Below are 21,283 nucleotides of genomic sequence, written 5' to 3'. Positions count from 1 at the left end.
TTTATTACACAAAGTGTAAAGATACTTTACACTATAAGCATTTAAGGTAAGGTTATGTAAAAAATATTTGTGATATAATTAAAACCGTAATATATAATTATAGGGGGAATAAATATGAATATTGATATGGAATACTTGCTTAATATGATGAAAAAGTATATGGAGATACCAAGCCCTGGAGGTTATACGAAAATGGCTATTGAGGAAGCTAGATTAGATTTTGAAAAGCTAGGATTGAAAACAGTTATAACAAAAAAAGGTGCATTAATTGCTACGTTAGAGGGTAAAAACACCGAAGAAGAAATAATAATATCTGCTCATATGGATACATTAGGAGCTATGGTAAAGGAAATAGAAGCTGATGGTAAGCTTAAATATAAAAGAATAGGTGGAGGGTGCTTTGGTTCTATTGAAGGAGAGAATTGTCATATAATAACTGAGTCAGGACGGGATATAAGTGGATCCGTTATGCCTAGAACTGCATCTACTCATATACATGGACAAGAAGTTTCAAATTTAAGTAGAAATGAAAATAATATGATAATAAGAGTAGATGAAAAGGTTGAAAGTAAGAAGGATGTATTAGATATTGGTATAAATGTTGGCGATTTTATTTATATGGATACGAGAACAAAGATAACAGAAAGTGGATTTGTTAAATCTAGATATTTAGATAATAAATTAGCAGTGGCAATGGTATTTGAAGTATGCAGATATTTAAAAGAAAACAAAATAACACCATGTTGTACTACAAAATTTTATATTAGTAATTATGAAGAAATGGGACATGGAGTATCAGGCAATAATATATCAGATAAAGTTAAAGAAATGGTAGCTATTGATATTGCACCTGTAGGAAAGGGGCAAGAGTCTTCAGAGTATGCTGTAACCATTGCAGCTAAAGATAGAAAGAGTGTTTATGATTATGAATTAAGACGTAAACTCTCAGGCATAGCAAAAGAAAATAATATAGATTACAGGGTAGATGTTTTTAATTTTTATAGTTCAGATGCTACTCACGCTATACTTCAAGGTGGAGATTTTAAATTTGCATGTATAGGACCTGGAGTAGACTCTACACATCACTATGAAAGAACACATTTTTCAGCTATAGAAAATAATGTGAAACTTTTAGTAAAGTACGTTGAGAACAATTAAAGTACTTAGAATCAAGGCACATAAATGAGTTAGAGCATCTTGTAAAAAAATATAATCAATTAAACATTCGAAAAATTCGTAATTAACAGTGAAATGTATTGAAATTTTCTATAGGAAACTTTATAATAGCCTTAAAGAACAAGTTATTATAGTATTTTCAGTTCTTAGTAAGTTTGATATTTATATAAATTTGTTAATTCAAGTTTATTTATAATATATTTCAAATGATAGGGGGGCTAATATTGGATAATTTAAGGAAAACACCACTTATTGACTCATATGAAAAATACGGTGGCAAGGCAGTTGATTACGCTGGGTGGCTTTTACCAGTAGAGTTTGAAGGAATAATCCCAGAACATGAAGCCGTAAGGAATAATGCAGGTTTATTTGATGTTTCCCATATGGGAGAAATTACAGTAAAAGGTAAGGATGCGTTAAAGTTTTTACAATATATTATGACAAATGATATAGGCATCTTAGAAAATAACCAAGTTGTTTATACTTTAATGTGTTATGAAAATGGTGGAGTAGTAGATGATTTAATATTATACAAATTTGATGAGGGCGATTACTTTTTAGTTGTAAATGCTAGTAATGCAGACAAAGACTTCAAATGGCTTTGCGACAACAAAGAAGGTTTTGATATAGAAATAGAAAACGTTTCACCTAAATATGCTCAATTAGCACTTCAAGGACCAAAAGCACAAGAAATACTTCAAAGAATGGTAGATGTAGATCTGTCAGATATTAAATTTTTCTATTTTAAAAGAAATGTTAAAATTAAAGGTATAGATTGTTTAGTATCTAGGACAGGATATACAGGTGAAGATGGATTTGAAATATATATGGACCCTTCAGGAATTGTAACCTTATGGGATGAAATATTAAAAGAAGGAAAAGAAGATGGGGTTAAGCCTATAGGACTTGGAGCTAGAGACACTTTAAGATTCGAAGCAAACCTTCCTTTATACGGGAATGAGATTTCTCAAGATATAACTCCACTAGAAGGTGGACTTGGATATTTTGTTAAATTAAATAAAGAAGAGTTTATAGGTAAAGATGTTTTACAAAAACAAAAAGCTGAAGGTTTAAAGCGAAAAGTTGTTGGATTTGAAATGACAGATAGAGGAATTGCAAGACATGGATATAATGTAGTAGATGAAGATGGAAAAGAAATTGGAATAGTTACTACAGGATATTTCTCCCCAACATTAAAGAAAAATATCGGCTGTGCATTAATAAATGTAGAAAATTCAGAGATGGGTAAAGAGATATTTATTCAAGTAAGAAATAGAAAATTAAAGGCAACTATAATAAGTAAAAAGTTTTATAATAAACAAACTAAAAGTAAATAGGAGGTATTAAATATGAAAGTTTTAAAGGAATTATTATACACACAGGATCACGATTGGGTAAAGGTAGAAGGGGATAAAGCTTATATAGGACTTACAGACTTTGCTCAACATTCTTTAGGATCTATAGTATTTGTTGAATTACCAGAAATAGATAGTGAATTTGAAAAAGAAGAAGTGTTTGGAGTTATTGAATCAGTGAAGGCAGCTTCAGATTCTGTTATGCCAATTAGTGGAAAGATTTTAGAAATTAATGAAGAAGTAGTAGATGACCCTAGTATTTTAAATGATAATCCATATGATAATTGGTTATTATGTGTAGAAGTAACTAATAAAGAAGAATTAAATGAATTAATAGACGCTGAAAATTATCAGGAGTTATGTAATAAGGAGGGGTAAAATATGTATCCTTATATCGCAAATATAGACCAAGATAAGGAAGAAATGCTTAAAGCCATAGGTGTTAAAACTATGCAAGATCTTTTTATAGATGTTCCAGAAAACGTTTTATTAAATAAAGAACTTCAAATTGAAAAGTCAGCTTCTGAAATAGAAGTATCTAATAAGGTTAGTGAACTTGCAAGAAAGAATAAAAGCATAGATGATTATATTTGTTTCTTAGGGGCAGGTGCTTATGACCATTATGTACCATCAGTAATAAAGCATTTAGTATCTAGATCTGAATTTTATACAGCTTATACTCCATATCAACCAGAGATAAGCCAAGGAACATTACAAGGAGTATTTGAATTTCAAAGTATGATTTGCGAGCTTACAGGCTTAGATGTAGCAAATGCATCAATGTATGATGGCCCTACAGCAGCAGCGGAGGCAGCAATATTAACATCTGTATCAACTAGAAGGAAAAAGGTATTAATATCTAAAACAGTAAATCCTGAAACAAGAAAGGTTTTAGATACCTACCTAAAGTTTAGAGATGTAGAATATGTTGAAATAGAAGAAAAAGATGGGACTACAGATATAGAAAGTTTAAAAGGTCTTATAGATAAAGACACTGCAGGAGTGTTAATTCAAAGTCCTAATTTCTTTGGAATAATAGAAGATGTTAGTGAGGCTGAAAAAATAATACACGACAATAAATCACTTTTCATAATGAGTGTGGATCCAATTTCACTTGGTATACTTAAAAGCCCAGGAAAACTAGGGGCGGATATTGCAGTGGGAGAAGGACAAGCGCTAGGACAAAATATAAACTTTGGAGGACCTTGTGTAGGATTTATGACAGCAACTTCTAAGCTTATGAGAAAATTGCCAGGAAGAATAGTTGGACAAACTGAAGATGTAGATGGAAAAAGAGGTTTTGTACTTACTCTTCAAGCAAGAGAACAGCATATAAGACGTGAAAAGGCAACTTCAAATATATGCTCAGATCAGACATTGAATGCTATATCAGCAGCTATTTATATGTCCACACTTGGAAAACAAGGAATTAAAGAAGTAGCAGAGCAGTGCATAAAAAAATCCCACTATGCTTATAACAAATTGATTGAATCTGGTAAGGTAAAACCTTTATTTAAAGATAAACCATTCTTTAAAGAATTTGCAGTAGTTTTAGAAAAAGATGTAGATAAAGCTAATGAAGGTCTTGAAGATAAGGGAATATTAGGTGGCTACAATGTAACAAAAGCCTACGATAATCATAAAAATGCTATGCTTTTATGTGTTACAGAAAAAAGAACTAAATCTGATATAGATAAGTTAGTTAAGGTAATGGAGGTGATATAGGTGAAAGATTATAGTAAATTAATATTTGAACTTTCAAAAAACGGAAGAAAAGCATATTCACTTCCAAAGTTAGATGTTCCAGATATGAACCTTGAAGAGTTACTTCCAAAGGATTTTTTAAGAGATAGTGAAATAGAATTGCCAGAAGTTAGTGAGGTTGATGTAGTAAGACATTACACAGCTCTTTCTAATAAGAATTATAGTGTAGATATGGGATTTTATCCACTAGGATCTTGTACTATGAAATACAATCCTAAGATAAATGAAGATATGGCATCTTTAAATGGTTTTTCTAGGATTCATCCTTATCAAAAAGAAGATCAAATACAAGGTGCTCTAGAACTTATGTATAATCTATCAGGAAATTTATGCGAAATTACAGGGCTTGATGCATTTACTCTTCAGCCAGCAGCTGGTGCTCATGGAGAGCTTACAGGGCTTATGATAATTAAAGAATATCATAGGAGTAGAGGCGATAAAAAGAGAAATAAAATAATAGTTCCTGACTCAGCTCATGGAACTAACCCAGCTAGTGCAACAGTAGTTGGATTTGATATAGTAGAAATAAAATCAAATAAAGATGGTACTGTAGATCTTGATGCATTAAAAGCGGTGTTAAATGATGAGATAGCTGGTCTTATGCTTACAAATCCTAACACATTAGGTTTGTTTGAAAAAGATATAAGACAAATAGCAGATCTTGTTCATGAAGCAGGTGGATTACTTTATTATGATGGAGCTAATCTAAATGCAGTAATGGGACTTACAAGACCTGGAGATATGGGATTTGATGTATGTCATTTGAATCTTCATAAAACTTTCTCTACCCCTCATGGTGGAGGAGGACCAGGATCAGGACCAGTTGGAGTTAAGAAAGAATTAGAAAAGTTCTTACCTGTTCCAGCAGTTAAGAAAGTAAATGATGCATTTACCTTAGATTATGATAAGCCAGATTCTATAGGAAAGATAAAGAATTTTTATGGAAACTTTGGTGTTTTAGTAAGAGCTCATACTTATATATTAACTTTAGGTAGTGATGGATTAAAAGAAGCTACTGAGGTAGCTGTACTTAATGCTAACTATATTAAAGAAAGGTTAAGAGACTACTACAAAATAGCTATTGATAAAGTATGTAAACATGAAGTAGTATTTGCAGGAATAAAAAATAAAGAAACAGGGGTTTCAACCCTTGATATTGCAAAGAGGCTTATAGATTATGGATTCCATCCACCAACAGTTTATTTCCCTCTTATAGTTGATAGTGCGCTTATGATAGAGCCTACTGAAACTGAGAGCAAAGAAACTATTGATGAGTTTATTGATGTTATGATTAAAATAGCTAAAGAAGCAGAAAAAGATCCTGAAATCTTTAAAACCGCTCCTCACAATACTCCAGTTAGAAGACTAGATGAGGTAAAGGCTGCAAGAACTCCAATTGTAAAATGGAGTAAAGAGAATTAGGAGGATATGTGTATAATGGATAAGGATATAATTGTAATAGGAGGAGGTCCAGGTGGGTATGTGGCTGCAATAAGAGCAGCCCAACTTGGACTTAACGTTACAGTAGTAGAAAAAGATAAGCTAGGTGGTACCTGTCTTAATAGAGGTTGTATACCTACAAAAGCTCTTTATAGAAATGCTGAAATACTTAATATATTAGAAAATATAGATGAGTTTGGAATAAATGTTTCTGATTACAGCATAAATGTAGCAAAGGTACAAGATAGAAAAAATAAAATTGTACATACTCTAGTATCAGGAGTAGAACAACTTTTAAAAGCTAATAAGGTAGAAGTTATTTCTGGAGAAGCTACTTTAAAGGATAAAAATACAGTTACTGTTAAGACTGCAGATGGTGTGCAGAATATTAGAACTAAAAATATTATAATAGCTACAGGATCTGTTCCGTACATGCCGAGCATAAAAGGTATTGAGGAAAAAGGTGTTGTAACTAGTGATGAACTTTTAGAATTTGAGGAAATACCAGAAGAGTTAGTAGTTTTAGGAGGAGGCGTAATAGGATTAGAATTCGCTGGAATATTTAATGCTATGAAAACTAAGGTTAAAGTTATTAAAGCTTCAACAACAATATTTCCATCTGTAGATAGTGATATTACCAAAAGATATTCTGCTTATCTAAAGAAACAAGGCATAGAAGTTCAATCATCAGTAGATGTAAAATCTATTGAAAGACAAGGCGAAAAACTTGTAATAAAAGCTGAGGGTAAAAAGGGAGAAATGTCTATAACTGCAGATACAATATTGATTTCTAAGGGGAGAAGAGCCAATGTAAAAGGCTTGGATATAGAATCATTAGGAATAGTTATGGATAAAAAGGGAATAAGGGTAGATGAGAATCTTAAAACTAATATAGAGGGGATATATGCCATTGGGGACGTGAACGGTATATCACTTTTAGCTCATGCTGCATCAAGTCAAGGAGTTTATGCAGTAGAACATATAGCTGGACTTACAAATAAAAGATATGAAGCAATAATACCAGATTGCATATTTGTATTCCCAGAAATCGCTTCAGTTGGGGTTACTGAAGATGAGGCTAAAAAAAGAGAACTAGAATATAATGCAAGTAAATTTATGTTTGGTGCTAACGGAAAAGCATTATCTCTTGGAGAAGGAGATGGATTCATTAAAATACTATCACTTAAAGAAGATGATACCATAATAGGAGTACATATTATGGGGCCACATGCTTCTGACCTAATTCATGAAGGTGCACTTGCAATAAATAATAAGCTTGGTGTAGAGGATATAAAGAAGACAGTTCATGCACATCCAACATTAAGCGAAGCATTTTATGAAGCTGCTTTAGGACTCAAAAAAGAAGCAATTCATATAGCACCTCCTAGAAAATAAAAAAACTTATGATGTTATGAGAGAAATAATACTAGCTTCCACATATTCTTAGAGTAACCTAAGGGTATGTGGATTTTAGTTATAAAAGACATTAGATATGGATAAAGGGCAAAAAATAAAAGACAAAAGATTGGATATATTTTATTCAGTAGATATTTTTTGAAATATTATATACATAAATATTTTTAATAAATCATAATAACTATTAAAATCTTACATAAAATCAAAGGAGAAATTTCATGAGATATATAAATAATTTAAATACAGACGCTTATTTTAATTTAGCATCAGAAGAATATTTATTAAAGCATACTGATGAGGAATATTTTATGCTTTGGAGAAACGAGTCTTGTATAGTTGTAGGAAAGAATCAAAATACCCTTTCTGAAATAAATTTAGATTATATAACAGAAAATAATATAAAGGTAGTTAGAAGACTTACAGGAGGTGGAGCCGTATTTCATGATCTTGGAAATATAAACTTCACCTTTATAGTAAACGATGGACAAAGTTTTAATGATTTCCAAAAGTTCGTGGAACCAATAATTGAAGTTTTAAGTGAACTTGGAGTTAAGGCTGAGTTTTCAGGAAGAAACGACCTTTTGATAGAAGGTAAGAAATTCTCAGGAAATGCTCAGTGTAAGTACAAGAATAGGGTAATGCATCATGGAACCTTATTATTTTCTTCTAGTATGTCCGACTTAAGTAAAGCCCTTATTTCAAAACCTATTAAATTTACAGATAAAAGCGTAAAATCCATTAGCAGCAGGGTTACAAATATAAGTGATCATCTTAAAAATAATCCTATGGATGTATTAGAATTTAAAGATGAAATATTTCACCACTTAGCTATTAAAGAAGGGGCAAAGATTGAAGAATTTAATGAACAAGAAATAAAGACTATAGAAAAGCTTAGAGAAGAAAAGTACAGTACCTGGGATTGGAACTTTGGTAAGTCACCTAAGTATAATTTTAAAGAAGAAAAGAAGTTTAAAGGTGGAACAGTAGAATGTAATGTTGATGTAAAGCTTGGAGTTATTAATGAAATTAAAATATATGGAGATTTCTTTGGTAAAGAAGACATAGGAAATTTAGAAGATAAACTTAAAGGAATAAAACATGAAAAGGCTGCTGTTATTGAATCTTTAAAAGATGTTGATATGTCTAATTATATATCAAATGTTACCAAGGAAGATTTTCTCCAAGTATTATTTTAAGTTTATTACCCACATATTTCAGTATTAAAATACTGAGTAGTAAAAGTTATTGAATATGAGTTGATAAAATTAAAAAGTTAGAGTGCTTACTATATATATAAATACCTTTAGTAAGCACTCTAACTTTCATTGTTTTTTGGCGGACTACTTTCTGTGTCTGTCAATATAGGGTCTCCTTCCTTCGATTCACTTGTTATTCTCTCTTATATATTACTTAACGGTTATATTTATATTTATAATTAACCCTTTGCAAAGAGGAAAACAAATTTAAGCGGTTTATTTGTGAAATTTAATTTTCTGGTGGTCTCACCTCTCTTCTTATTAATATTCTAGAAGTATTACTTTATAAATATTTTACCACCTCCTACAATCGATTTATGAATATGAAGAGGATAGTTTTGCTAATTCATGTTGTTAAACTAATTATATATTATTCAGAATATTAAGTCAATAGCTTTTAAAAAAATATAAGGAATATAGGGGACAGTTCATAACTATAAATACTTGGGGACAGTTCACAAGTATTTATAGTTTATACAATGTTTTGTTGATGATTTTGATAATAAACAGACTATTTTTTAAAATAATATAGCTTGCCATCTTCTGCAGAGTGATGGATTAATGATTTGTTATATAAGTAAGCTATAAAGGCAGAGGTAGCACCTAAATTTATATAATATTCATTAAAACCTAAATCTATATCATTTAATAATGCAATGCTTTCTAAGAGGTCCTCCCTTGTTAAAGGCTGATCTAAGAGTTCTAAACATTGATTTATATATTTGTTTATGTTTTTTATATTTATATCTGCAAGATTTATTATTTCATCTTTAGAATAGATGATTTTTGCATGGCTTACCATAAAGTAGTCAGCATCTAAGGTCTTTATATATTCTAAAGTGTTTAATGATTCCTCTATATTATATAGGTAAGGAAAAGGGTGCCTTTTTATGATTTCTTCGCTGAATATGGAATCTCCAAGATAACATACTTTATCAGGAGTTATTATTCCTATGTGTTCCATAGAGTGACCTTTTAGTGAAATTATTTCTATTTTTTCATCGTTAATTTTATTTATACCATAATCTAATATTTCATCAACATTTATAGGTGTATTAGATTTCTTTAGTTCTTTAGCAGCGTAGGATGAAAATAATGCATAGGGCATAATTTCAGGATTCTCCATAAAAATCTTTTCTTTTAAAGAAGCATAGGTTATACATCCGGGATAATTATTTAAAAAGTAATTATTTGCACCACAATGATCTAGGTGGCTATGAGTATTTATTATATATTTAGGGTGAAGATTATTTTCTATTAAAGCTTCTTCTACTTTCCTAGCAGAAGTGTTATTTATACCTGTGTCTATAAGAATGCAATTTTTATTTTTAAATGTATATACTCCAATGTTAGTACCAGAGGGTATATAATAGCTATTTCCATTAATCTTTTTTAGTTCCATATAAAGTTGGCCTCCTCATGTTTAAGTTCTTCTATTTAGATTATAACAAATAATATTTAATTTATAGGGATATTAAGGACTTTTTTTATTAATAAACTTAAAAATAGGAATATAAATGATGTAAAGCATATTAAGTATGCAGGATATACTTCGTTTAGAAGCTTAGAATTGGTAAAAGATAGATTTAAAAGTTTGGACAAAAGGTTGACTTTAAAAATTTCCATATGTATATTTAAGTTATATTAATGATATTAATATATAATAGCTTTATAAAGTTCTTAACAAACAAGCTAAAATAAGGTTATTAATTAGAAACTATAGACACAACTTATTTATATAAGTTAATTTTAAGATGTAGTTTAAAATAGGGGGAGTTTGTATGGATAATAATTATAGGTTTTTTAAAAATGATGGGTGTCAGTATTTTCCATGTCACAAAGTTAAAAATGAAGAAGAATTTAACTGCTTGTTTTGCTATTGTCCACTTTATTTTTTAGAAGATTGTGGTGGAAATAAAAATGATATCAATGGTATAAAGGATTGTTCAAATTGTTTAATACCACATTCACCTAAAGGCTATGACTACATAGTAAAAAAGATAATGGACGTAAACAAAACTAAGAGAGAATCAATAAAGTAATCACAGAAAGAAAAAAACCTAATATATTAGTATAAGGCATAGCTTATATTAATTGTAAATATAATGTTTATTTAGGTTAATGATTGACTTTTAAAAATCTTAGTCTTATTATAAAGAAGTAAAAATGAATTATACAAAATAAAAATTAATATAGAATTGTTAGGTGAGGTTACTATATAAATATAAGCTACTGCCCAGAAATGTCGAGAGACGCCAACGGGTTAGCAAGTACTGTCGATTAAGGCTTTACTTAATGTAGCTGGTATGTTTTAAAACAAAGCCAAAGTTATATAGTGCTAAAGCTCAACGAATGAAGTAGTCTTTATTTTTCATGAGCAATTTAATCTCTTCATCCGCTGGGTGAAGAGATTTTTCTATTTTAAGGAGGTGAGTATTCTTGGGAGAAAGTATTATTAATAGTGAAAATGAAAAAAGTAAAAATCAATCAGATGGCATAGACCCCCTTCCGGATATTCATCTAGGAGAGGATAGTGATGCCTAATAAAAGGAGGTGAACTGTTGTAGGATATCTATAAGTTCCTATAGAAACTATATGATTTATATAATTAAAATTTTACTAAGATTATAACATTATAAAGTGAGAGGCGTAATTTACAGCATTCATAATTGTTTTGAGATCTTATAAAGATTATAATTTTATGAAAATTATAGGAGCTATAGATTTTTAACAACAGAATTACTATGGTATTAAAAGAGATGTTAAATAGTTTTGAAAATAAAAATACAGAGATATTATTAAAAAAACTTAATAGTTCCTTAGAGGGATTAAAACAACAGGAAGTAGAAGATAGATTAGATGAGTATGGATTTAATGAATTAGAAAGTGAAAAGAAACCTACTATAATAAAAAGAATATATGAAAATATAAAAAATCCACTTGTAATATTACTTATGGCATTAGCTTTAATTTCCTATTTAAGTGGTGATAATAAGGCCGCTATAGTAATGGGAGTAATGGTGAGTTTAGGTGTAGTTTTAAAGTTTGTTCAAGAAGTTAGGGCGGATAATTCAACAGAACAATTAAAGTCTATGGTAAGAACCACAGCAACAGTTATAAGAGATGGAAAAGCAAATGAGATTCCGCTTAAGGTAATAGTACCTGGAGATATAATACACCTTTCTTCAGGGGACATGATACCAGCAGATGTACAAATAATAACATCTAAAGATTTATTTGTAAATCAATCTGCACTTACAGGTGAATCCTTGCCTGTTGAAAAGATTGTAAGTGATAAAGAATATGATAATGATTTTGAAAATACTAATTTATGCTTTATGGGTACTAACGTTGAAAGTGGTACAGCAATAGCAATAGTTTTAAATACAGGTAATAAAACTTACTTTGGTAAACTTACAAGTAAGCTTGGCGGACAACAAGAAATTACAGATTTCGACAAGGGAATAAATAAGTTTGTCTGGCTTATGATAAAACTTATATTTATTATTGCCCCTTTAGTTTTTTTAATAAATGGATTTGTAAAAGGTAATTGGTTTGATTCCTTTTTGTTTGCAATAGCAGTGGCGGTTGGATTAACACCAGAGATGCTTCCAATGATAGTTACAGTTAATTTATCTAAAGGTGCTATTGCAATGTCTAAGAAAAAGGTAATAGTAAGAAGATTAAATGCCTTGCAAAATTTTGGAGCTATGGATATTTTATGTACAGATAAAACAGGAACTATAACTTGTGGAAAAGTAATATTAGAAAAGTATTTAAATATATATGGGGAAGATAGTAGTAGAGTTTTGAAATATGGATATATAAATAGTTTTTATCAAACAGGATTAAAAAATATGATGGATGAATCCATATTAGAACATAAATTAGATGGAGAAGATTTTAATATTGATGGAAAGTATGAAAAAATAGATGAGATACCCTTTGATTTTATGAGAAAAAGAATGTCTGTAGTTGTAAGGAATAAAAGGATGGAAGATGTTTTAATATGCAAAGGGGCTGTGGAAGAAGTTTTAAGCCTATGTAATAATTATGAAACAAAAGATGGAACTGAAACCTTTAAGGGGGAAATGATAGAGGAAACAAACTCTATAGTTAAAATTTTAAATGAAGATGGATTTAGGGTTATAGCAATTGCTTATAAGGTTAGAAATGCGGATAAAAAGGAATATTCTGTAGAAGATGAAAAGAACTTAACACTTCTTGGCTTTATGGCATTTTTAGATCCACCAAAGGACACCTCAAAAGAGGCTATAGCTAAATTCCATAAATATAATGTAGATGTGAAGGTGTTAACAGGGGATAATGAAATTATAACTCGAAAAATATGTAAAGAAGTAAATCTTAAAGCAGATTCATTGCTACTTGGTAGTGATTTAGATAAGCTATCTGACGAAGAACTACAAGTTAAGGCAGAAAATACAACAATATTTGCAAAACTTTCACCAATGCATAAAGAAAGAATCATAAGAGCCCTTCAAAAGAAAGGTCACGTAGTTGGTTTTATGGGAGATGGAATAAATGATGCACCAGCTCTTAAAGTAGCAGATGTAGGCATTTCTGTAAATACAGCCGTAGACATAGCAAAAGAATCTTCAGATATGATACTTTTAGAAAATAATTTATTAGTATTAGAAGAGGCTATGCTCGAGGGAAGACGGATATTTGGTAATATAGTTAAATATATAAAGATGACATCAAGCTCTAATTTTGGAAATATGTTTAGTGTTATAGGTGCAAGTATATTTGTACCGTTCTTACCAATGCTTCCAATTCAAGTTTTGACAAATAATTTATTATATGATATTTCTCAAACTACAATACCTACAGACACTGTAGACGAAGAGTGGATAAAGATACCAAGAAGATGGGATATAGAAGAAATAAAAAGGTATATATTCCATATAGGTCCTATAAGTTCTATATTCGATTATGCTACTTATTTTATAATGTTATATGGATTTCATGCTTTTGATAATCCAGCTTTGTTTCAATCAGGGTGGTTTTTAGAATCACTTATAACCCAAACACTAATAATTCATGTTATAAGAACAAATAAAATTCCATTTATACAAAGTAGAGCAAGTAAGCCACTTACGATAACTTCACTACTAATAGTAGCAGCTGGAATAATATTAATTAACTCACCACTAGCATCTGCTTTTGGATTTACTAAATTACCAGTTACCTATTATTTAATATTGTCAGTTATAATAATGTGCTATATATTCTTAACCCAAATAATGAAAAGTTGGTATATAAAAAGGTATAATGTAGAATAATGGTTATCGTAGCTTTTATATAAAAAAGTACTTTCCCGGGAAATATATTGCTGAAAATACTTTTAATAAGTAGAATAATGTAAAAATCACAATATAAATAGATTATACTTAATTTTAGATACGCTGTTACCTAATATTTCATATGAACTAAGATTTTATAGTATAATAGATATGAATAAAATTAATATATAAGATGTTGTATACAGGAGGAAAAATGAGAAAAGAATATATAAGTTACTTAAAAGAAACTCCAGTAAATGTTTCTTTGCTTAATATAGAAGGTTATCCAATACATTGGCATGATTGTGTAGAAATTTTATATGTGCTTGAAGGTAAACTTAGGATAACAATAGAAACGGAAATATATGAACTAGAAAAAGGAGAACTTGAAATAATTAATTGTGATGAAGCTCATAGCTACGAAAGTATGGGAGATTCTAACAAGGTTTTAATGTTTCAAATAGACCCTAACTTTTTCGAGAAATATTTTAACGATATAAGAAGTGTATTTTTTTATACAAACTCTTCAGAAGAGGGTGCTCAAGAAGATGAAAAATATCATATTCTTAGAAGATATTTATCTATAATTTTGTGTGAGGTTATTCAAAAAGGAGATAAGTATGAGGATTATATAGATGATACTTTAGTAGAACTTTTATATCATTTAATAAATAACTTTCATCAATTAATATATGAAAAGGAAGATTTAAAGGAAAATGGTGAACAATTTGAAAGGTACGATAGAATTGTTAGATATATATATAATAACTACAAAGATAAGATAAGTCTACAGGATATAGCAAAGAAAGAATATTTGAGTTCCTACTATCTTTCCCATGAAATAAAAAACACTGTAGGGTATGGATTTAAGGACTTTTTAAATTTAACTAGAGTTGAAGAATCTGTAAAGTTGCTTTTAGATTCTGATAAAACTATATCAGAAATATCGGATGAACTTGGGTTTTCTCATATAAGATATTTTAATAAGCATTTTAAAAGGCATTATGAATGTACGCCTTTTCAGTATAGAAAAAAGTATAAGGTAGATGAAGAAGTTTTAGAAAATATGAAGAAGATTGAAGTCTTAGATTTAAATGAATCCTTACAGTATATGTTAGTATATCTTGAAGATTATGATAGATTTAATTATGAGGATAGAATATTTAAATTAAATGTAGATGCATCATCAGAGGGGAAGGATTTTGAAGAAGAGTTTAATGATTTCATAAACCTTGGTGATTCAAGGGATTTATTAAAAGAAAAGCAAAGAACATTTATTACATCAATACAAAATGATATAGAGTTTAAATATGCATTAATAGATAAGGTTTTTTCAGAAGAAATGGGAGTTGCTATAGGATATAGTGATTTTTATAATTGGCAAGAAGTAAGAAGAGTCATAGCATTTTTATTGTCTATTAATTTAAGGCCCTTTATAGTATTAGAAAAAGCTATGTTTTCCTCAGAAGGAGTTAGCGCACTTAAAAGTTTTATAAAGTTTTTTAGAGAACTTTATGGAGATTATGAGGTGGGTAAGTGGAGAATTCAACTTTCTAATTTAGAAGATTTAGAGGCCATGGATCAATTAGAAGACATTAGAGAATTAAAAGAGCTTTTAGAGTGCCACTTCGAATTAATAAATGTAAAAATGGATGTTACAAATAGAGATGCTATATATGATACTTCTTATATGATACCTCATATAATTGAAAACTCTTTAAATGGCAATAGATTTTATTTTAAGGCATTTGATCAAACAGATTTTGATAAGGATTTAAATAATGAAATATTTATGGGGGATAACGGTATAATAACCCAAAATGGAATAAGAAAACCTTCATATTATGCTTATTATTTATTAGCTAAACTTGGTAATACCTTAATTGAAAAAGGTGAAGGGTATATTGTAACTAAATCTGGAGATGATATTCAAATATTAATTTATACTTATAATGAAGATATAGATAAAATAATATCTTTTCATGATATTCTAAAAAGAAGAGGAAGTAAAAATATAGCTGAAAGAAACTTTTCTATTAATATAATAAATCTAATAGATGATTATACTATAACTAAATATGAGATAAATGAATCGATAGGATCTGTATACAACTATTGGATAAGTTTTGGAAAACCAAATAGAATAAATGATGAAGAGTTAGAACTTTTTAAAAAGGCATCTTTTCCTAACATATCTTTCAATTTTGCCAAAAAGAGTTCCGTATTTAACATAGTAAGTAAGGTAAAAGGGTATGGAGCTACACTTTTTGAACTTAAAAGGGTACAAAAATACGATTATTAAGGTGGCTTTTTGTTTATTTGCATATAAGTCTCCTTTTCAAACAAAGCAAAATAGTACTTTATTCTGAGCATTTAAGTGAGTGTACTTAAGTGCTCTTTTCTAATACAATTATAGTATAGAGTTTTAATGTGAATTTATATTTTAATATAAATTTAATATTAGTATATATTAAAATATAAATTTAAAGATTGTATATTGAATACATAATACCGTATGAAAATTATTGATTTTAATGTTTAATTTTTATGCAAAATTAAGTCTCTATTACAAGAAATTTATAACAATCAATTAAAAGGAGACGTGATTAGTGTGGCATTAAGCAGTAAGTCTATTGCCAAAAGTGGGGAAGAATTCGCCACGGGCAATATTACAAAAGTATTATTAAAGATTGCCATACCAGCAATAATATCATTATTAGTAGGAGAACTTTATAATATGGTGGATACCATGTTTGTAGGAAGGGCTATAGGAGCCACAGCAATAGGAGGACTTACTATAGCTTTTCCAGTGCAAAGACTTATGATATCCATTGGACTTTTAATAGCTGTAGGTGCATCAACGGCGGTTGCTAGAGCACTTGGAGAAAAAGACCAATCTAAACTAAAACATATCATAGCAAATGCTTTAACATTAATGTTAATAAGCATGTCTATTATAATAGCACTTATATTTATTTTTAAAAGTAATATAATTAAATTTTTAGGAGCTACAGATACTATATATCCTTATGCAAATGATTATATTAGTATTGTAATAATAGGTGGAATATTTCAGAGTTTTACTGTAATAATAGGATATATATTAATTGCATTAGGTAATTCAAGGGCTAACTTAATAGCTATATCTATAGGTGCAGTTTGTAATATAATTATAGATTATATATTTGTTGTTGCAATACCACTTGGTGTTAAAGGTGCAGCAATTGCAACAGTAGCATCACAAGTTTTGTCGGCAGCGTATGCGTATTATCATTTTCTAAAGATAAAAAAGAATTTTAATATTTCTTTAAGTTTAAATTTGAAAGGCGATATTACAAAATCTATAATAACTATAGGATTTTCTACATTTATAATAGAAATATCAGATGCTGTTGTAGCGGTTATATTAAATAATGTACTCAGTGCTCATGGGGATACAGCAATAATTATAGTTGGTGTGGTCTCAAGGGTATCTATGTTTATGTATATTGCAATGCTTGGAATCACATCCGCAATGCAACCTATTGTTGCATATAACTATGGAGCTGAGAACTATGAAAGGGTTAAAGAAGTAGTAAAAAAGTCAACTGTAGCAGTTACTTTAACGTCTATAGTGGTTTGGGTAAGCATGATGGTATTTTCAACACCGGTTTTAGGAAGCTTTATAAAGGAAGCAGATATATTGTCAGAGGCTGTAAAGGACTTTAGGATTGTAATATCAATATTTCCTTGTGTCGGTATATACTTTGTAGCTATATATTATTATCAAGCTATTGAAGAGGCAAGATTGTCATTAATTCTGTCAATATATAGACAGTTACTTATCTTCATTCCAATACTGTTTATATTCATAAGATTATTTGGAGTTAAAGGAACATGGATTTCTTATCCAGCAGCAGATATAATTTCAGCAATTACTGGTGCTTACTATTTAAAAACTGGACTTTCTATAATGGATGAAAGACAAGTGGAGGCAGATGAAGAGTTAGAAAAGGAAAGGTATGTAGAAAAACCAAGAAGAACTATTGGAAGTTATGTAAATGATATATAAAAAACCTAGAATATAATTTATTGAATTAATCTAATGGCTTGTATAATGCTTATTTTATACAAGCTATTTTTTGATTTACTTATATTTAATGGTATTAATTTATATATATTTTGAAATACAAATACATTAAAGTGTGATATATTTATAATAGAATATAATAAATATTTAAGTGGGTAAGGAGTGAAATAAATGAAAAAGGTAGGTACATTTACATTAGCGTTATCATTGATATTTTTAGGTGCTGTACTGATTATTAAACAAATAGATCCTGCTATGTCAATGACTATATTTAAGTTTTGGCCAGGAATATTTATTATACTTGGAATAGAGTATCTTTTAGTTAACAGAAAACAAAAACATGATAAGGTAAGTCATTCATTTAATTTTGGAATAATAATTGTTATAATAATTTTTATAATTATGGAAGGGTTTTATGGATTTAAGATTAACGTTATTGATGAATTTAAAAGCTTTGATAAGGCTGAAGTCAAAGAATTTAACATAGATAAATATAGTGATGGAAGAAAAATAAATGTAGACCAGGAACTTTATAGTTTAAATAAAAATATAAAGATAGATGGAGTAAATGCAAAAATAACTTTAAAAAGGTCCACAGGTGACAGTATTAGAATAGTTGGAGATATTAATGTGTCTGATAATTATTATGATGATATCTATCGAATAAAGATTGAGGATAAAGATGGCACAATATATGTAAGGTTAGATGATAATCAAATAAAGGCTATAAACTTTGTTATTTATGTTCCGAGTAGTAGTAACATAAATTTAAATTTTAATAATGCTGAAATAAAAAATGAAGATGATATGAGCGATTCAAATCTTAAAATAAATAATAATAACGGTAACTTCATATTAAATAATTTTAAATCTATAGGCTTAAATGTTAATAATGGTAACATTAATATTAAAGATACTAGAAATATTAATATATCATCAAATAACATAAAGGCTCATATTTTAGGCGATATTGAAAAGTTAAATATAGAATCAAATATTTCATCTATAGATGTGAAAAGTAGCCAAATAAATGAAGCAGATATAAATTGTAATAATGGTAAGATAAAATTAGAATCTGGAAATAAGAGTAAATTGGATTTGCAAGCATCTAAGGGTAAAATAACCGTAGATGATAAAAAAATCAGTGTGAATACCTTTAATAAAAATGAAGGTGATGGAAATATTAAAATAAAAATAGATCTTGGAGTAATAAATGTAGATCAAGCAAATAACGACTTTTAAAAGAAAAAGATAACTGTTTAAAAAAGAAGATTTAAATAAAATAAAATATATAATATATTTTACTAAGAAAGGAACTTAGAATTTGAATATTAAAAAGTACAAAGAGAAAAAGTATTTTAATTTAGTAATTTCAATTGTTGCAGCGTACGTACTTATAAAAGTTATAGATAATTATGCGTATTTTTTTGGAGCTATTACTAAGCTTATAGCTATAATATCTCCTTTTATATATGCATTTATAATAGCATATATATTGAATCCAATAATGAAATTTTTTGAAAAAAGATTTAAACTTAAAAGAGGAATTAGCATACTGCTAACCTATTTATTAATAATAGGTATTATAACTATTACAAGCATCTATTTGATACCTAAAATTAGTAATAGTATTATTGATATAATAAAAAACACACCTTATTTTGCAGAAGAAACCCAAAAGTGGTTTAATAATTTAATAAACAATAGTAGATTAAGTGATGTTCTTAATTCATCAACACTTTCAAGTTTCAAATTCGATGATATATTAGCAAAAGTAAGTAATATTAGTATGTCATTTTTGAATTCTATGTTGTCTAAAACGATAAGTTTTACTAGCTCCTTTATAAAGTGGGTATTTGGATTTTTAATATCCATATATATATTGTATGATAAAGAAAAGATAATTAGTTGGTTTAAAAAGATGTGCTATTTACTTTTAAAAGAGAAACATAGTATTAAAATACTATCTTTAACAAGAAATCTACACAATATGGTTGGAGCATATGTTGGAACTAAAGCCATAGATTCAGCAATTATAGGAGTAATCGCTCTTATTGGACTAAGTATTATAGGGTCTTCTTACGCCCTACTTATAGCGGTTATTGTTGCAATTACTAATATGATACCTTACTTTGGACCATTTATAGGCATGGTAACAGCATTTACAATAAATGTGTTCTTTAGTCCTATAAAAGCTACTGTTTCGCTAATTTTCTTGCTAGTTTTACAGCAATTTGATGCGTGGTATCTAGATCCAAAGCTAATAGGTGGGAAAGTTGGATTAAGTCCATTTTTAGTAATATTCGCAGTTACATTAGGTGGTGGACTGTATGGACCAATCGGAATGGTTTTATTCGTCCCAATAGTAGCAGTGGTAAAAGTGTACTTAGATAAATTTATAAAAAACCACAAGGAAAAGGTGGGGGACAGTTCACAATTATAGAAAATAGGGGACAGTTCATAATTATACAGAAAAAATAATAAAGAAAAAGGCACATTTAGATATTACTGTGGTAAGTTTTAATATACTATGGTGAGGGGGCGCAATAATGGGTAGAAAAATGTATAAGGTCTTAAGACCCTTTAATCATAATGTGGTTTTATGCACCAAAGACAATAAAGAATGTATCTTAATTGGAAAAGGAATTGGATTTGGAATTAAATCTGGAGATAGTATAATTAATGTTAACAATATAGAAAAGGAGTTTTTTCTTGTAGATAACTATAATAGGGAAAAGTTTCAGAACTTATCAAACATCGTAGATGAAAATATAATAGGGATTACTGAAGAAGCTATAGCAAGTATTTCTAAGAAACTTCATAAAGAATTAAATGAAAAGATACATATTACGCTACCGGATCATATTGGTTTCGCTTTAAAAAGATTAGAAAGTGGTATAGAGATTAAAAATGTGTTATTGCATGAAATAAAGTTTCTTTATAAAGGAGAATTTGAAGCAGCACAAGAAGTATGGGAAACAATAAATAATGGATTAAATGTAAACTTACCAGAGGATGAAATTGGATTTATTGCAATGCATATTCATGCTTCTATTAACAATCAAGATGTTTCAAAATCATCAATAGATACATCTATAATATCCGATATGATAACATTTATTGAAGAAAACATTAATATAGATTTAAATAAAGAGAGCTTAGAATATTGTAGAATGCTTACTCATCTTAGATTTGCTCTAGAAAGATCAAGAAATAAAATTAATATAAAAAATATTTTAATTGAAAGTATTAAAGAAAACTATAAAGAAACTTATGATCTTGCAAGTAAATTAGCAGATATGGTTTATAAAGATTATAATGTAAAGTTTCCAGAAGGTGAAATTGGATATTTAACTATCCATATACAAAATATACTTTCAAGTAAAAACACATAATCATATAATATTTTCGTTAGAGTATAATTTTAGTAGGCAGAACTAGTATAAAAAACTATATAAATAAAAGGAGATGCAAAAACATCTCCCCAATACATAAATTATCCAT

General features: G+C 28.8%; 15 protein-coding genes and 1 riboswitch. Of the genes, 14 read left to right on the top strand and 1 reads right to left on the bottom strand.

Going from position 1 to position 21,283, the window contains the following annotated elements:
• The first annotated feature begins 114 nt into the window (after window positions 1-114).
• The 7 genes from BD821_RS06940 (at window position 115) to lplA (ending at window position 8,347) form a co-directional block, all read left to right on the top strand.
• Window positions 115-1,158 (top strand): M42 family metallopeptidase, encoded by a 1,044-nt coding sequence (locus BD821_RS06940; RefSeq protein ID WP_104409850.1) that lies wholly within the window; start codon window positions 115-117, stop codon window positions 1,156-1,158.
• Window positions 1,159-1,400: 242 nt separating this feature from the next.
• Window positions 1,401-2,513, top strand: coding sequence for a glycine cleavage system aminomethyltransferase GcvT (gene gcvT, locus BD821_RS06935; RefSeq protein ID WP_104409849.1), 1,113 nt, complete (start codon window positions 1,401-1,403; stop codon window positions 2,511-2,513).
• Between the two features lie 12 nt (window positions 2,514-2,525).
• Window positions 2,526-2,909: a glycine cleavage system protein GcvH gene (gene gcvH / locus BD821_RS06930; RefSeq protein ID WP_104409848.1), complete on the top strand. Its 384-nt coding sequence runs from the start codon at window positions 2,526-2,528 to the stop codon at window positions 2,907-2,909.
• Window positions 2,910-2,912: 3 nt separating this feature from the next.
• Window positions 2,913-4,256: an aminomethyl-transferring glycine dehydrogenase subunit GcvPA gene (gene gcvPA / locus BD821_RS06925; RefSeq protein WP_104409847.1), complete on the top strand. Its 1,344-nt coding sequence runs from the start codon at window positions 2,913-2,915 to the stop codon at window positions 4,254-4,256.
• Window positions 4,257-5,717, top strand: a complete 1,461-nt coding sequence (gene gcvPB / locus BD821_RS06920; RefSeq protein WP_104409846.1) for an aminomethyl-transferring glycine dehydrogenase subunit GcvPB — start codon at window positions 4,257-4,259, stop codon at window positions 5,715-5,717.
• 15 nt (window positions 5,718-5,732) lie between these two features.
• The gene (gene lpdA, locus BD821_RS06915) at window positions 5,733-7,130 is read left to right on the top strand and encodes a dihydrolipoyl dehydrogenase (protein ID WP_104409845.1); all 1,398 of its coding nucleotides are present in this window, start codon (window positions 5,733-5,735) and stop codon (window positions 7,128-7,130) included.
• 239 nt (window positions 7,131-7,369) lie between these two features.
• Window positions 7,370-8,347, top strand: a complete 978-nt coding sequence (lplA, locus tag BD821_RS06910; RefSeq protein ID WP_104409844.1) for a lipoate--protein ligase — start codon at window positions 7,370-7,372, stop codon at window positions 8,345-8,347.
• 571 nt (window positions 8,348-8,918) lie between these two features.
• On the opposite strand, the gene BD821_RS06905 is transcribed toward lplA, so the two are convergent.
• Entirely contained in the window at window positions 8,919-9,809 is an 891-nt protein-coding gene (locus BD821_RS06905; RefSeq protein WP_104409843.1) for an MBL fold metallo-hydrolase, read from the bottom strand.
• A gap of 379 nt (window positions 9,810-10,188) precedes the next feature.
• Between BD821_RS06905 and BD821_RS06900 the strand changes: the two genes are divergently transcribed.
• The 7 genes from BD821_RS06900 (at window position 10,189) to BD821_RS06870 (ending at window position 21,174) form a co-directional block, all read left to right on the top strand.
• Window positions 10,189-10,449, top strand: coding sequence for a cysteine-rich small domain-containing protein (locus tag BD821_RS06900; RefSeq protein ID WP_104409842.1), 261 nt, complete (start codon window positions 10,189-10,191; stop codon window positions 10,447-10,449).
• Between the two features lie 148 nt (window positions 10,450-10,597).
• A riboswitch (M-box (ykoK) riboswitch) is annotated at window positions 10,598-10,771 on the top strand.
• A 380-nt stretch (window positions 10,772-11,151) separates the two neighbouring features.
• Window positions 11,152-13,710, top strand: a complete 2,559-nt coding sequence (gene mgtA, locus BD821_RS06895) for a magnesium-translocating P-type ATPase (RefSeq protein ID WP_104409841.1) — start codon at window positions 11,152-11,154, stop codon at window positions 13,708-13,710.
• 214 nt (window positions 13,711-13,924) lie between these two features.
• Window positions 13,925-16,012, top strand: a complete 2,088-nt coding sequence (locus BD821_RS06890) for a helix-turn-helix domain-containing protein (protein ID WP_104409840.1) — start codon at window positions 13,925-13,927, stop codon at window positions 16,010-16,012.
• Between the two features lie 309 nt (window positions 16,013-16,321).
• Window positions 16,322-17,761, top strand: coding sequence for an MATE family efflux transporter (locus tag BD821_RS06885; protein ID WP_242971470.1), 1,440 nt, complete (start codon window positions 16,322-16,324; stop codon window positions 17,759-17,761).
• 189 nt (window positions 17,762-17,950) lie between these two features.
• On the top strand, window positions 17,951-19,021 hold the full coding sequence (locus tag BD821_RS06880; protein WP_104409839.1) for a DUF4097 family beta strand repeat-containing protein: 1,071 nt from the start codon (window positions 17,951-17,953) through the stop codon (window positions 19,019-19,021).
• 82 nt (window positions 19,022-19,103) lie between these two features.
• A complete protein-coding gene (locus BD821_RS06875; RefSeq protein WP_207719915.1) occupies window positions 19,104-20,222 on the top strand; it encodes an AI-2E family transporter in 1,119 nt (372 codons plus the stop codon).
• 106 nt (window positions 20,223-20,328) lie between these two features.
• Window positions 20,329-21,174, top strand: a complete 846-nt coding sequence (locus tag BD821_RS06870) for a PRD domain-containing protein (protein ID WP_104409838.1) — start codon at window positions 20,329-20,331, stop codon at window positions 21,172-21,174.
• The last annotated feature ends 109 nt before the right edge of the window (window positions 21,175-21,283 follow it).

It is taken from the genome of Clostridium algidicarnis DSM 15099, from assembly GCF_002934235.1.
Lineage (GTDB): Bacteria > Bacillota > Clostridia > Clostridiales > Clostridiaceae > Clostridium_L > Clostridium_L algidicarnis.
Note: the sequence above shows the minus strand (reverse complement) of the source record. Positions and strands in the feature narration are given on the sequence as shown.

Coding starts and splice junctions, on each gene's coding strand:
- BD821_RS06940 (WP_104409850.1), top strand. CDS start 115: ATGAATATTGATATGGAATACTTGCTTAATATGATGAAAAAGTATATG.
- gcvH (WP_104409848.1), top strand. CDS start 2,526: ATGAAAGTTTTAAAGGAATTATTATACACACAGGATCACGATTGGGTA.
- gcvPA (WP_104409847.1), top strand. CDS start 2,913: ATGTATCCTTATATCGCAAATATAGACCAAGATAAGGAAGAAATGCTT.
- lpdA (WP_104409845.1), top strand. CDS start 5,733: ATGGATAAGGATATAATTGTAATAGGAGGAGGTCCAGGTGGGTATGTG.
- lplA (WP_104409844.1), top strand. CDS start 7,370: ATGAGATATATAAATAATTTAAATACAGACGCTTATTTTAATTTAGCA.
- BD821_RS06905 (WP_104409843.1), bottom strand. CDS start 9,809: ATGGAACTAAAAAAGATTAATGGAAATAGCTATTATATACCCTCTGGT.
- BD821_RS06900 (WP_104409842.1), top strand. CDS start 10,189: ATGGATAATAATTATAGGTTTTTTAAAAATGATGGGTGTCAGTATTTT.
- mgtA (WP_104409841.1), top strand. CDS start 11,152: ATGGTATTAAAAGAGATGTTAAATAGTTTTGAAAATAAAAATACAGAG.
- BD821_RS06890 (WP_104409840.1), top strand. CDS start 13,925: ATGAGAAAAGAATATATAAGTTACTTAAAAGAAACTCCAGTAAATGTT.
- BD821_RS06880 (WP_104409839.1), top strand. CDS start 17,951: ATGAAAAAGGTAGGTACATTTACATTAGCGTTATCATTGATATTTTTA.
- BD821_RS06870 (WP_104409838.1), top strand. CDS start 20,329: ATGGGTAGAAAAATGTATAAGGTCTTAAGACCCTTTAATCATAATGTG.